The sequence below is a fragment of the Streptomyces sp. NPDC039462 genome, from assembly GCF_055639375.1.
This window is the reverse complement of sequence record NZ_JBVKAO010000009.1, coordinates 350191-363505: the sequence shown is the minus strand read 5'-3', so window position 1 is coordinate 363505 and position 13315 is coordinate 350191. Positions and strand designations below refer to the sequence as shown.

8 protein-coding genes are annotated in these 13315 nt (G+C 72.4%); 1 reads left to right on the top strand and 7 read right to left on the bottom strand.

Going from position 1 to position 13315, the window contains the following annotated elements:
• Positions 1–283 precede the first annotated feature (283 nt).
• From ACZ7LU_RS36980 to ACZ7LU_RS36960, 5 genes are all read right to left on the bottom strand, one after another.
• Entirely contained in the window at positions 284–1987 is a 1704-nt protein-coding gene (locus ACZ7LU_RS36980) for a glycosyltransferase family 2 protein (protein ID WP_471919251.1), read from the bottom strand.
• Positions 1984–4224, bottom strand: a complete 2241-nt coding sequence (locus ACZ7LU_RS36975) for a CDP-glycerol glycerophosphotransferase family protein (protein ID WP_471919250.1) — start codon at positions 4222–4224, stop codon at positions 1984–1986. The genes ACZ7LU_RS36980 and ACZ7LU_RS36975 overlap by 4 nt, the downstream gene beginning before the upstream one ends.
• Positions 4221–8045 carry a bifunctional glycosyltransferase/CDP-glycerol:glycerophosphate glycerophosphotransferase gene (locus ACZ7LU_RS36970; RefSeq protein ID WP_471919249.1) on the bottom strand — a complete coding sequence of 1275 codons (3825 nt, stop codon included), beginning with the start codon at positions 8043–8045 and terminating at the stop codon, positions 4221–4223. Before ACZ7LU_RS36970 ends, ACZ7LU_RS36975 begins: the two co-directional genes overlap by 4 nt.
• A gap of 80 nt (positions 8046–8125) precedes the next feature.
• The gene (locus tag ACZ7LU_RS36965; RefSeq protein ID WP_468082620.1) at positions 8126–8908 is read right to left on the bottom strand and encodes an ABC transporter ATP-binding protein; all 783 of its coding nucleotides are present in this window, start codon (positions 8906–8908) and stop codon (positions 8126–8128) included.
• Positions 8901–9812, bottom strand: coding sequence for an ABC transporter permease (locus tag ACZ7LU_RS36960; protein ID WP_471919248.1), 912 nt, complete (start codon positions 9810–9812; stop codon positions 8901–8903). Before ACZ7LU_RS36960 ends, ACZ7LU_RS36965 begins: the two co-directional genes overlap by 8 nt.
• Before the next feature lie 128 nt (positions 9813–9940).
• Between ACZ7LU_RS36960 and ACZ7LU_RS36955 the strand changes: the two genes are divergently transcribed.
• Positions 9941–10561 (top strand): TetR/AcrR family transcriptional regulator, encoded by a 621-nt coding sequence (locus ACZ7LU_RS36955; protein WP_398298377.1) that lies wholly within the window; start codon positions 9941–9943, stop codon positions 10559–10561.
• A gap of 74 nt (positions 10562–10635) precedes the next feature.
• Here the strand turns inward: ACZ7LU_RS36955 and galE are convergent, their stop codons facing one another.
• A complete protein-coding gene (gene galE, locus ACZ7LU_RS36950) occupies positions 10636–11619 on the bottom strand; it encodes a UDP-glucose 4-epimerase GalE (RefSeq protein ID WP_471919247.1) in 984 nt (327 codons plus the stop codon).
• 74 nt (positions 11620–11693) lie between these two features.
• A complete protein-coding gene (locus ACZ7LU_RS36945) occupies positions 11694–13286 on the bottom strand; it encodes a glycosyltransferase family 2 protein (protein ID WP_471919290.1) in 1593 nt (530 codons plus the stop codon).
• Positions 13287–13315: the final 29 nt, after the last annotated feature.

Below are 13315 nucleotides of genomic sequence, written 5' to 3'. Positions count from 1 at the left end.
GTCGTCGCGGCTTGGGGGTGGCTCTGTTACGGCCTCATGGCTGGGGGCAGCCCCGCCACGGAGTGGTGAGGGCGGGTGGGTGGGGAGGGGGCCTTCAGGGGTGTGTGGCGTTGCTTTGGGGGTGTCCGGTGCTGGGCGGTGCGGGGACGGGTGGGTTCGCTCAGGGCGACGTGGCACGCCACGGGTAGGTGGGGGCGGGTGGGTGGGGAGGGGGCGGGGCCTGTGGGGTGGCGTTGAGGTGGGCCGCCTCCCCCCGGGGGCGTGAGGGGGGTGCCGCGACGGGTCAGCGGGTCAGGGTGCCGGCCAGGTGGGCCGCCCTGCGGAGCCGGGCGCCGGCCTTCGCGCCTGCCTTGCGGGCCAGCGGGCGTATGACCTTCGACGTGACGCCCACCGGGGTCCAGCGGAGCTGGAGGCGCCCCGAAGCCCGCCCCTCCGGTTCCACCGTGACCTCGTGGGGCAGCGCCCCGCCCCGGTAGTCCACGCGGGCCCTGAGGGTCGGGAAGGTGAGAGGGGCCAGGAGCAGGGACGTGTTGCGGAGTGTCCCGGCCGTCAGCTGGAGGACCGGGTGGCGGGTGCCCTCGAAGCCGTTCAGAGGGAGGGGGGCCGCCGTCAGGTCCAGGCGTACCGTTCCCTCGAAGACGCCGGGGCGGACCGGGTCCAGCCGGAAGGGTGTCTTCATGCGGCGGCGGCCGGGGGCCAGCAGGAGCGTGGCCACCTGGGGGCCGACCGGCAGGCGCAGGCCCGGGTCGTACGTGCGGACGGAGAGGTCGACGGAGGCACCGGGCCCGCGCTCCACGCGCGTGATCTCGTGGCGGAACTGCGCGCTCGGGAAGGGTCGGGAATCCAGGCCCTGGTCCGTCAGGTCGAGTTCGGCGCGGGACCCCTCCGACTCGGGGACGTACGGGCCCCAGTAGACGCGGCCGGCGGAGTCCGCCGCCGTCTCGCGCGGCGCCACCCCGTGGCCCAGGCCGCGCGCCGCGAGCTGCGCCTCCGGCAGCCGGCCGTCGCGGACCAGTCGGAGGACGACCCGTTCGGCGCGGGGGAGGCGGGCGTAAGCGCCCGGAGACAGTTCCGCCAGGTACGGGTTCACGATGGACGCGAAGCCCGCCAGCCACTCCTCGTCCCGATAGGGGAGGTCACCCGCGTACATCCGGAAGTCGTGCTTGAGGAACTTGTAGTCCTTGGCCTCCCGGAGGGCCGCCGAGTGGCCGCTCGTCTCCATGAACTCGTCTATCAGGCGCTGGACGTGGACACGGTCGCGGACGTTCGACAGCTTGTGGCGCTGGTTCGAGATCGACGCCGACTCCGCCGCCTCGTACGGGGCGATGTACCAGCGGTAGACGGGGTCGGGGATCACCGTGAAGGACTTCGCGAGGCAGTACGCCTGCGCCGAGAACAGCTGGTCCTCGTAGTGGATGCCCTCCGGGAAGCGCAGCCCGTTCCGGTCCAGGAACTCACGGCGGTACATCTTGCTGGTCGACAAGTGCTCGAAGAACAGGGCGGGTTCCGCCTCGATGCCCTCGACCGTGCGCCGCTCGGCCACGAGATGCGCCATCCACGTGGAGGTGCGGCCCGTGTCGACCCGGACCCGCTCCACCGCTCCCATCACGAAGTCGACTTCCCGTTCGCGGTGTGCGGCGAGCAGCAACTCCACTGCCCGCTCCGGGAGTTCGTCGTCGCTGTCCAGGAACATCAGGAACGGAGCGCGCGCGATCTCCAGCGCGCGGTTGCGCGGCGCGCTGCACCCGCCGCTGTTCTCGGGCAGGCGGAGGTACGTGATGCGGTCGTCCTCCGCCGCGAGGCGCCGTGCGACGGACGGGGTGTCGTCCGTCGAGTGGTCGTCGCTGATGACGATCTCGATGTTCGCGTGCGTCTGGCGGCGCAGCGAGGCGACCGCGCGCGGGAGGCGTTCCGCGTCGTTGTAGACGATCACCGTGACCGTCACGTCAGGAGTCATGGACATCGCTGCGTCAGGAGTCGGAGTCATCGCCGCGTCGCCTCCTCGGGCGTCGGTGCCGGGGTGCGCTCGTCGACGGGGGTGACGGGCGGCAGGGAGTCCTCGCTCTCGCCGAGGAAGACGCGGCGTACGACGCGTTCGGCCGCGCGCCCGTCGTCGTACTCGCAGAAGCGCTCACGGAACGCCTTGCGCGCCTTGCCGGCCTCCTCGTCGCGCCAGGCGTCGGAGGTGAGGAGCTCGGTCAGCTCCTCCTGGGTGCGTGCCACCTTGCCGGGGGCCTCCGCGAGGAGGTCGAAGTAGACGCCGCGCGTCGTCGCGTACGTCTCCCAGTCGTCGGCGTAGATGACGATGGGGCGGTCGAGGTTGGCGTAGTCGAACATGATCGACGAGTAGTCCGTGATCAGCGCGTCCGCCGCGAGTGCCAGCTCCTCCACCGGGTCGTACGCCGAGACGTCGATGACCCGGCCGCTCTTGCGCAGGCCCGCCAGCGGGGAGGCGGCGCCGCCGTAGAAGTAGTGGCCGCGGACCAGGAGCACCGTGTCCTCGCCGAGGCGGTCGGCGAGTGTCGCCAGGTCAAGGCGGGGGGTCCAGGCCGCTTCGTAGTCGCGGTGGGTGGGCGCGTAGAGGATCGCCCGCTTGCCGGGCGCGATGCCGAGCTTCTCGCGGATCGCGCGGATGTCGGCGGACGTCGCGCTGTAGTAGACGTCGTTGCGCGGGTAGCCGTAGTCGAGCGACGTGTAGGTGGAGGGGTAGGCGCGCTCCCACATCTCGGTGGAGTGGCCGTTCGCGGAGACGCTGTAGTCCCACTTGTCGACGCGGGCGAGCAGGCTGTGGAAGTTGAGGCCCTTGGCCGCCGCCGGGTAGTCGAGCTGGTCGAGACCCATGCGCTTGAGGGGCGTGCCGTGGTGGGTCTGGAGGTGGACCGCGTCGGGGCGCTTCACGATCGCGTTGGGGAAGTTGACGTTGTTCACCAGGTACTTGGCGCGCGCCATCACCTCCCAGTAGCGGGGCGTGCCGGGCACGATGTGGTCGGTGCCGGGCGGCAGCAGCGGCACGTTGGCCGCGGAGACGACCCACACCGGGTGGATGTGCGGGGCGAGTTCGGCGAGCTTCGCGGCGATCGCCGCCGGGTTGCAGGCCACGCCGCGGTCCCAGTAGGCCGTGAAGACCGCGAGGTGGGGGTCGACGGGGCGGTCCAGGGCCCTGCGGTAGCGCAGGTCGCGGACCTTGAGGCCCACCTTGTGCTTGCGCGAGACGACCGCCGAGCGGAGCTTGCGCCGCTGCTGGTTGGCGGTCTGGAACGTGCGGTATTTGGTGTACGCGTCCTCTTCGAGGAGCCGGCGCCGCACGCCCTCCAGGCCGCCCGGGTGCTGGTGGCCCGCGGGCCGCCCGGCGACCGCCGCCTTCGACGCGCGGTGGAAGAACTCCCTGCGCACCGGGTCCGGCAGGTTCTCGCGGGCGATGATCCGCAGGCAGTCGCCGACCATCACGTCGTAGAGCGCGGCGCGGGGCGCGGCCGGCAGGGCGAGGCCGGTGGCGAGCCGCAGCAGCGACTCGTAGCGGTCGATGACGCCGTAGCGCTCCTCGGGCCGCCCCGTGGGCAGGCTCTCCGTGCGCAACTCCCGTACGTTCAGGGCGACTTGGTCGAGTGCCGCCGCGCGGCCGGCGAGGAGCAGCGCGGCGTACGCGGCGAACGTCTCGTCGTCGACGTCCAGTTGGTCGCGGTGCGCCCGCCAGAAGTCCGCGCGCAGGACGCGGGTGCCGAGCAGGGGCGTGACCTTCAGGAGGTTCGGGCAGTCCGCGAGGGGCAGGTCGCGGCGGCCCTGCTTGGCGAGGTGCTTGCCGTCGGGGCTCGGCATGCCCTGGTGCCGCCACGTCGAGCGGACGTGGTCGACGACGAGTACGTCCACGCCGTCCGGCAGGTCGGCCGTGCGGTCGGCGACGGCGCGCGGGGCGCCCGTCGGCACGCTGTCCTTGCTGTGCACGAAGTGCAGCCACCGGCCCGCCGCCCGCTCGGCGCCCGCGGCGCGGGCCGCGCCGTCGCCCGTGCCGTCGGGCAGCGGGACGACGGTGACGCCGGTCCGGCCCGCCGCGGCGGCCTGCGCGGAGGCGCCCACCGCGGCGACGATCACCTCGACGCCGGGCGACACCTGCGCGGTCAGGCCGTCCAGGCAGGCGCCGAGATGGCCCTGGACGTTGCGGCCGTGGACGATGACGCTCAGCTGCGGCTGGTCCGGCATCGCGGGGTCCCCCTCGTGTGTGCTCATGCGGTGGCCGCCCCTCGGTGGGCGAGCATCCGGTCGACGACGCGGCGCGCGGCCCCGCCGTCGTCCAGGTCGCAGAATTCGGCGCGGAACTCGTCGTACGCCCGCGCGTACGGCTCACTCACCGTGCCGAGGTCGCGCAGCGCGGCGATCAGCTCGTCGGAGGTGGGCAGCAGCGGTCCGGGCGCGCGCTTCTCGAAGTCGAAGTAGAAGCCGCGCAGGCGGTCGCGGTAGTGCTCCAGGTCGTACGTGAAGAACAGCATCGGACGGCCCGTCACGGCGAAGTCGAACATCACCGAGGAGTAGTCGGTGACGAGGACGTCGGCGATCAGGAGCAGGTCCATGATGTCCGGGTAGCTCGCGACGTCCCACACGAAGCCGTCGCCCGCGCCCGGCACCGGCTCCACGATGTGCGCGTGCGGCCGGACGAGCAGGACGTGGTCGTCGCCCAGCTCGCGCCGCGCCTTCGCCAGGTCGATGCGCAGGTCGAGGAGGAAGCCGCCGCGGTGGCGCTGCTTGTCCTCGCGCCACGTCGGCGCGTACAGGACGACCTTCTTGTCCTCGGGCAGGCCGAGGGCGCGGCGCACCTTCGCGGCGCGCTCGGCGCGGTCGGGGGCGAGCAGCACGTCGTTGCGCGGGTAGCCCGCCTCCAGGAGCTCGCCGTCGACGTCGCCGCCGAAGCGGAAGGCGCTGCGCATGATCGGGGTGCTGAACCGGTTGGGGGAGAGCAGCATCGTCCACTGGTGGCGCTCGCGGTCCAGGTCCGTGAGGTACTGGGTGCTCGCGAAGTGGTCGTTGTCGAAGTCGAAGCCGATCCGCTTCAGCGGGGTGCCGTGCCAGGTCTGGACGATCTGCTGGCCCTCGCGGCGCTCCAGCCAGCGCGGGAAGTGCGTGTTGCCGACGATGTAGCGGGAGCGGGCCATCGCCTCGTAGTACTCGGGGCTGTGCACGCGGACCGGCTTCGCGGTGGCAGGGACCTCGCACTGGCCGTCCTTGACGACCCACAGGTGCTCGACGGGCAGCCCGCGGCGGACCATCTCCTCGTGGATGGCGCGCGGCGAGTCGCCGTACATGCGGCCGCCGAACACGTCGTACAGGACGGCCTCGCGCAGCGGCTCGTGGCGGGCCGCCGGGTAGGCCTCGGTGCGCAGCCGGGTCTGGCGGTGGCGGCTGCGCTCGTCGGGGCGCAGCTCGGAGTGGGCCATCAGGGCGAGCTGGTCGTACTGGCGGGCCTGCAGCTCGACGCGCTTGCCGTGCGCCTCCACCTCCAGGGGGAGGGCCGCGTGGACGGGCGGGGCGAGCTGGACGGCGGTGCGGGAGCCGTCCGGCTTCTGCACGGACGGCCACCAGAAGCCGGCGCGCAGGGGGGTGGCGCCGGCGTAGCGGTGAGTGGGGGCGGGGACGAAGCGGGCCTCGAACCGGCCGCCGGTCGCCTTCGCCGGGAACGTGTACTCGTGGCCCGACCAGGTCTGGCGGAGCACCAGCTCCAGGGCGTGGGTGCCCTTCGCCGGGTAGCTGCCGGTGAGGGTGACGGTGCCGTCGGGCTGTACGGAGACGTGGTCCACCAGGGGCTGGACGGGCTGGTCGCAGAACTGGAGGTAGCCGCCTGGGCTGCGCCTCGCGTAGACCGTTCTGCCGGTGTCCCCCTGCGCGAACTGGGCGCCCGAGAAGCCCTCCCGGTCGTCCAGGATGAGGGCAAGACGGGTCGTCTTGACTGGAGCCTCGGTCTCCTTGCCCGGCACCGTGGGCTGTGCCCACCCGTTCCGCCGTGCGGAACGCCTGCCCACAGCGGGAGCGGCCTGGCCGTCCGCAGCGGGAGCGGGCTGGCCGTCGGCGGCGGGAGCGGGCTGGCCGTCCGTGGCGGGAGCGGCCTCGTCGGCCGCAGCGGAAGCGGGCTGGTCGGCCGCAGCGGGAGCGGGTTGGGTGCCTGCGGTGGGAGTGGGCAGGTTGCTCGCCGTAGGTGTGGTGATCTCGATCGACATGTCCCAGCGGGCTATCGAGCGTTCTGCCTGGGTGGGGCGGAGGCGTTCGTGGTTCTCGCGGATGTCCGTGAGGGAACCCGTGTCGACGCGGGCCGTGAACGGGACGCGGCCGTCCTTCGGGGCGTCGAGGGACAGCGGCGCCGTCAGGATCGTGCCGGACTCGCGGTGGCGCATGCGCAGCCGGGGCTCGCCGGCGGGGGCGGTGCGCAGGATGCCGCGTACGAGGAGGTCGGCGCCCTCGGCGCGGACTTCGAGGGCGCGTGCGTGCGCCGTCTCCACGCGCAGGGCGAGCTCGCCGTCCTGGATCTGCGGGGCGACGCGGACGTCCTCGGTGACCCAGTGCGCGGGCGGCGTCTGGCCTGACCCCGTGCCCGCGCCGTGGAGCGGGCCGCGCCGCGGGGTCGAGCCCGTGCCGGCCACGGCGATCCGCACGTACCACAGCCCGTCGACCCACTTGCCGCGGTGCCGCAGCCGCGCGGGGTTCACGAGGGCGCCGAAGCCCGCCCAGTCGGCGTGCCGGAACTCGGCGCCGGACGCCACCGTCGCCTCCGGGTCGAGGTGGCTGCGCGCGGGCACGAGCACCGTGCGGCGGCTGCCCTTCTCCTTCAGGATCAGCGACTTGAGCGCCTTGCTCCGCGACTCGGCGCCGAGCTGGCGCGGGAACGCCCAGCCGGACAGCCACAGCTTGCCGTCGTGCCAGGCGGCCTTGTCGAGGCGGCTGCGCAACCGCAGCTCCGGGTCGAGGCGGAGGACGGCGTCCGGGACGGGGGAGGTCGGGTCGAGGAAGGGGTAGTCGGCCTTCGGGTGCAGCGTCCCGGTGACGGGGATCGAACTGGGGTGCTCCTTCTCGAACTCCAGCTGCGCGATCAGCTCGTCGAGGCGCCGGTGCACGGTCAGGTACAGCTTCAGCTTGTGCGGGACGTGCAGCGCGCGCACCGCGTCCTGGCCGATCTCGCGGACCAGCCGGCCGACGTGCTCCAGGAACGCCTCCTGGTAGGCGGCGTCGGAGCCGGGGAGCACCTTCCAGAAGAGGGGGATCTCCTCGGCGAGCGCGTTGTTGTCGTAGACCCGCAGGTGCTCCGCGTACATCGGGTCCTCGCCGACGCGCGCGAGCATGAACTCGCGGACCATGCGGATCGACTTCACGCGGTCGATGAGCCCCTGCGGGTTGGTGCGGTTCTGCGTGATGGAGCGCTCGCCGATCTCGCGCTCGCGCCAGTTGTAGATCGGCTCGCTGAGCACGTCCACGGATTCGGCGAGGTAGTGCGCGGGGACGCTGACGGGCGCGTCCTCGTAGAGCATGGCCTCCGGGTACGCGAGCTGGTGCCGCTCCCAGAAGGAGCGGCGGTAGACCTTGTTCCACGCGGTGCGGTCGGTGAGCAGCGGGCGGAACTTCGACACGTGCGTCCGCAGCCGGGTCGCCGCGAAGGGCACGCGGTGCACGGGCGACTGGACGTGTCCCGCGGAGCGGAAGCGGGTCACGTTGCCCGCCGCGAAGTCCGATCCTGTCTCGTCGAGCGTCTCGATCAGCAGCGCGTACGCCGTGGGCGGCAGGGTGTCGTCACTGTCCACGAACGCGAGGTACTCGCTGTCGGGCGACATCTCCCGCACACCCGTGTTGCGTGCCGCGCCCAGGCCCTTGTTCTCCTGGGATATGAGCCGGAAGCGGGGATCGGCCGCCGCGAAGGCCTTCGCGATCAGCGCGCTGCCGTCCGTCGACCCGTCGTCGACCATGATCACTTCGAAGTCCGTGAACGTCTGTGCCGCCAGGGACTCCAGGCACTCGTCGAGGTAGAGCTCGACGTTGTAGACGGGGACGACAACACTCAGCCGTGGCTGCACGCGCACTCCTTCTGTTGCTAAACGCTCCCTAAGTGTAAGGATGGGCGTATTGATGCGACAAAAGGGATACGGCCCAGGGGTCAGCCCTTGCCGCCCGCGAACCGCTCGTACTCCTTCAGTACGTCCTCCGTGGGCCCGTCCATCCGCAGCTCACCGCGCTCCAGCCACAGCACGCGGTCGCAGGTGTCGCGAATCGACTTGTTGTTGTGGCTGACCAGGAAGACCGTGCCCGCGCGCTTGCGCAGCTCGCGGATGCGGGCCTCGGAGCGCTTCTGGAAGGAGCGGTCACCGGTGGCCAGGGCCTCGTCGATGAGGAGCACGTCGTGGTCCTTGGCGGAGCCGATGGAGAAGCGCAGGCGGGCTGCCATGCCCGACGAATACGTCCGCATGGGCAGGGTGATGAAGTCGCCCTTCTCCTGGATCCCGGAGAAGTCGACGATCTCCTGGTAGCGCTCCTTGACCTGCTCGCGGGTCATGCCCATCGCGAGGCCGCCGAGGTGGACGTTGCGCTCGCCGGTCAGGTCGTTCATCAGGGCGGCGTTGACGCCGAGCAGCGAGGGCTGGCCGTCGGTGAAGATGCGCCCGCGCTCGACGGGAAGCAGCCCCGCGACGGCCTTGAGCAGCGTTGACTTGCCCGAGCCATTGGTGCCGATGAGGCCGATGGCCTCGCCCTTGTACGCCGTGAAGGACACGTTCCTGACGGCGTGCACCTTGCGGACGCCGCCGGAGTCGCCCCGCTTCAGGATCCGGCCGAGCGCGGCCGTCGCGGCGCCGCGTCCCGCCGTGGCGCCCGCGCCGTGCACGCGGTAGACGATGTCGACGGCGTCCACGATGACGGTGGGGGCGTTCTCGGTCTCAGCCACGGCCGTACGTCTCCTCTGCCTTCCAGAAATAGATGAACCCGCCGACCCCGGCGAGCAGCGCCCACCCCAGGGCCCACGCCCAGACGTGGTGCGGGAGCTGGTCCGCGCGGAAGGTGTCGATGAGCGCGAACCGCATCAGGTCGATGTAGACGGCGGCCGGATTGGCCTCCAGGACGGCCTGCACGGCGCGCGGCAGGTGCTGGTCCTTCAGGACGGCGTCGATGCTCCACATCACCCCGGACGCGTACATCCAGGTGCGCAGGACGAACGGCATCAGCTGCGCGATGTCCGGCGTCTTGCTGCCGAGCCGCGCCATGACGAGCGCCAGACCGGTGTTGAACGTGAACTGCAGCGCGAGGACCGGCACCACGAGCAGCCAGGACGCGGTGGGCGGGACGCCGAAGCAGAGCAGGATCACGAGCAGCGCGGCCATGGAGAACAACAGCTGCTGAAGCTGTTGCAGGCAGTACGAGATGGGCAGCGAGGCCCGCGGGAAGTGCAGGGCGCGGACCAGCCCGAGGCTGCCGGAGATCGCGCGGGTGCCCGCCATCACCGAGGCCTGCGTGAAGGTGAAGACGAAGACCCCGGTGACGAGGAACGGGACGTAGTCCTCGACGTCGTGCTTGGTGTTCATCAGCACGCCGAAGATGAAGTAGTAGACCGCCGCGTTCAGGAGCGGGGTCATCACCTGCCAGAGCTGGCCGAGCTTGGCCTGGCTGTACTGGGCGGTCAGCTTGGCGGTGGCGAAGGCGGTGATGAAGTGCCGGCGCTGCCACAGCTGCCGCACATAGGCGGGCAGCGAGGGCCGGGCGCCGCTGACGCTCAGGCCGTGCAGGGCGGCCAGTTCGGCGGGGGAGAGGGGGGCCGTGACGGGGGGCGGGGCTGCGTCGAGGACCTGACTCACGTCCGTCGCTTTCGCTCGGGGGAGGCTGGGGCGTACGTCGGGACGGGCCCGTATCGTCGCAACGCCGAGAGTAGGACGATGCGACGTCGGAACGCAACCGTATCGTCGTGACGCTTTATGCTTGCCGTATGACCACGAGCAGGCCACAGGGTGAACAGCCGCGCCGCAGGGCGCCCGCCGGGGCGGCCGTGCTCCGCGAGGACGTGACCGAGGCGATCAGGGCGGCCGTCTTCGAGGAACTGGCCTCCGTCGGCTACGCGCGCATGTCGATCGAGGGCATCGCCCGCCGCGCGGGCGTCGGCAAGACGGCGGTCTACCGCCGCTGGCGGTCCAAGCTGCACTTGGTGCTCGACCTGGTGTCGGCGATAGCGGTGCAGGGCCTGCCGGCCCCCGACACGGGTTCCCTGGAGGGCGACCTGCGCCTGCTCTACGAGGTGACCTCACGCGCCCTGCGCCACCCGGTCGCCTCGCAGATCATCCCGGACCTCCAGGCGGAGGCGGCCCGCAACCCCGAGATCGCGGAAGCGCTGCAGAAGGCACTGCGCGAGGGCCAGCACGGCGTGGCGAGCGGCATCGTGCGGGCGGCCGTGGAACGGGGCGAGATGAAGAAGACCGCCGACGAGGGTCTGGCCCTGGACCTGATCTCCGGCCCGCTCTACTGGAGATCGGTGGTGGTCAGGGCGGACCTCCCCAAGGGCTACCTGAGCCGACTGGCGTCGGCTACGGCGGCGGGGCTGCGGGCGCTCTGAGGGGTTCCCTCAGGGGGTGGTCTCCGAGGGTCCCTCAGGGATGGGCTCCGAGGGTCCCTCAGGAGGTGGTCAGATCAGTTCCGGCCGGCCCCGGGGTGCAGCCGCACCCACCCCTCCCACGCCGACGCGACCATCTCGCGGACGTCACGCTTCGCGGACCAGCCGAGTTCCGTGGCGATGCGGTGTGCGGAGGCCACCACGCGGGCCGGGTCGCCGGGACGGCGCGAGGTGACCTCGGCGCGGGTGTCGTGGCCCGCCACCTCGTTGATCAGATCCGTCATCTCGCGGACCGAAACACCCTCCCCGCGCCCGACGTTGAAGACGAAATCCGTGCCGGGTGCGGACGCCGCGAGCTTGCGGGCCGTCGCCACATGGGCCTCGGCGACGTCGACGACGTGGATGTAGTCGCGGACACACGTGCCGTCGGGCGTCGGATAGTCCGCGCCGAAGACGCGCGGCGCCTCCCCGTCGGTGAGCTTCTCGAAGACCATCGGGACGAGGTTGAAGACGCCGGTGTCGGCGAGCTCCGGAGCCGCCGCGCCCGCCACGTTGAAGTAGCGCAGGGACGCCGTCGTCAGCCCGTGCGCGCGGCCCACGGCGCGGACCAGCCACTCGCCGGCCAGCTTCGTCTCGCCGTACGGGCTCATCGGCAGGCACGGCGTCTCCTCGGTGACGAGGTCGACCTCGGGCATGCCGTACACCGAGGCGGAGGAGGAGAAGACGAAGTGGGCGACGCCCGAGGAGACCGCCGCGTCCAGGAGGACGCGCAGGCCCTCCACGTTCTCCCGGTAGTAGTGCAGCGGGCGCTCGACCGACTCGCCGACCTGCTTCTTGCCCGCCAGGTGCACGATGCCGGTGACCCCGTGCTCCTCGAAGGTGCGGGTGAGCAGCTCGCCGTCGAGGACCGAGCCGACCACCAGCGGCACCCCGTCGGGGAGGCGCTCGGCGACGCCGGTGGACAGGTCGTCGTAGACCACGGCCCGCTCGCCCGCCTCCGTCATGGCGCGGACGACGTGCGCCCCGATGTATCCGGCGCCGCCGGTGATCAGCCAGGTCATGGTCGTCTTGTCCCGTCTTGTCGCGAGTGTGATGCGTGGACGTGCAGTGTCGCAGAGGCGGTGTCGGGTAAGTGTCAGTGCCCCACGGCGCTGCGGACCGACCGCAGCACCCGGCCAAGACGCCGCTTCGCGACGCCCGCCACGCCCCGCACACCGGGCGCGAGCCGCACCGAGAGGTTCCCCGCCTGCGTGGCGTACGGCTGGACGAGCAGCACCCCGCGCCGCCGGCTCGGCACCACCGTGCGGCGCAGCAGCCCGGGCCCGGCGACGGCGTGCGCGGTCGTGTCGCGCGTCGTGCCGTCGTCGAAGTGGAGCCGCAGGCGCAGGTCCCACACGCCGTCGGCCAGCGAGCCGAGGTCGAGCAGGACGGTGGCGGCCCACGTCCCGTCGGCCCGCTCGGGGCCGAACGCCGCCGTCCGGCGCAGCCCGGGCCGCCCGTCGTGCCGGTGGGCCAGCTCGACGTCGACCGTGGCCGGGCCCGCGCCGGCCACGCGCCCGTACAGCTCGTGCAGCCGCAGCGTCAGCCGCGAACCGCCCGCGCCGGGCCGCAGCTCACCGTCGATCGCGACGGGCAGCAGCCGCATGGGGCGTACGAGCAGGTGCTCCAGGGTGACCTGGGGCAGGTCCGCCGCCCAGACCGGCGTGCCGTCGGCCGCCGTCGGGTACGGCGGCGCGAGCCGGGCCGGGCGTGCCGCCACCTGCTTCAGGCGGGTCAGGTCGCGCGGCCGCTCGGAGGCGAGGATCACGCGGGCGATGACCCGGCCCGGCGCGGGCGCCGCGTCGAGGTCGGCGGCGTCGAACGTCGCCAGGTAGGCGCGCGTGAGGGTCCACCACTCGCGCTGGTACTCCGGGCCGCGCGCGGTGAGTTCACGCGTGTACATGCGCAGGCCGTGGTCGACGAACTTGGCGCGGGCCGCCCGCGCGAGCCGCTTGCCGCCGGTGCCGCGCGCGTCCCGCAGGATCTCCACGGACTGCCGGTGCGCCTCCATGCGGGCCTGCCAGTTGGTGATCCCGGAGCGGTCCAGGGAGATCGACAGCTTGGCGGCGGCGCGCCGCACGTGCCAGACGTAGACCGTGTCGGGGACGAGCGCGATGCGGGGCGCGGCGGCGAGGACCCGGGCGGTGAAGACGAAGTCCTCGTAGATGAAGCGGCCTTCGGGGAAGCGGATGCCGTGCTCGCGCAGGAACGCCGTGCGGTAGAGCTTGTTGACGCAGAGCGTGTCGTGGACCAGGCGGGTGCGCAGCTCGGGGCGGGCGACGAGCCGGGCCCGCGGGTAGAGCTCGGGCTGCCAGGGCACTTCGCGCCCGGACGGCAGCTCGCGGCGCACGCACAGCCCCGACGCGACCTCCGCGTCGTGCTTCAGCGAGGCGGCGAGCAGGGCGTCGGCCGCGCCGGGCGGCAGCACGTCGTCGCTGTCGAGGAACATCACGTAGGGCGCGGCGGCGGCGTCGATGCCGTCGTTGCGGGGGGTGCCGCAGCCGCCGCTGTTGGTCTCGCGGCGGACGACCCGCACGCGCTCGTCTGCGGCGGCGAGCGCGGCCAGGATCTCGCGGCTGCCGTCGGTCGAGCAGTCGTCGACGGCGATCACCTCGTGGACGACGGGCCCCTGGGCCAGCGCGGAGCGCACCGCGTCCGCGACGTGGGCCGCGTCGTTGTAGCCGATCACGACGATGGAGACGAGGGAGGCGGAGGGGG